The 530-nt window shown below is 66.6% G+C and carries 1 protein-coding gene; it reads right to left on the minus strand.

Features of this window, described 5'->3' with window-relative positions:
• On the minus strand, positions 1-530 hold a 530-nt coding region (locus K7854_RS37315), incomplete at both ends, for an alpha-amylase family glycosyl hydrolase (protein ID WP_264088205.1).

The raw sequence follows: 530 nt of genomic DNA on the forward strand, positions 1-530 counted from the left end.
GCACGGTGTCCGGGTACTGCGCGTCGATCTCGCGGCGCACCCGCTTGAGGAAGGCGTGGGAGGCGGGGAGGTTCTCGCAGTTGGTGCCCTCTTCGGCGTACAGATAGGGCACGGCGTCGAGACGGTAGCCGTCCACCCCCAGGTCCAGCCAGAACTTCAGGGCGGCCAGCATCTCCTCCTGCACGGCCGGGTTCTCGTAGTTGAGGTCCGGCTGGTGGGAGAAGAAGCGGTGCCAGTAGTACTGGCCGCGGACCGGGTCGTAGGTCCAGTTGGACGCCTCGGTGTCGACGAAGATGATCCGGGCGTCGGCGTACCGGGTGTCGTCGTCGGCCCAGACGTAGTAGTCGCCGTAGGGGCCGTCGGGGTTCTTGCGGGACTCCTGGAACCACGGGTGCTGGTCGCTGGTGTGGTTCATGACGAAGTCGATGATCACGCGCATGCCGCGCTGGTGGGCGGCGTCGATGAACTCGACGAAGTCCGCGAGGTCGCCGAACTCGGGCAGCACGGCGGTGTAGTCGGAGACGTCGTAG

The organism is Streptomyces hyderabadensis, assembly GCF_020404845.1.
In the GTDB taxonomy this organism is placed as follows: Bacteria; Actinomycetota; Actinomycetes; order Streptomycetales; family Streptomycetaceae; genus Streptomyces; species Streptomyces hyderabadensis.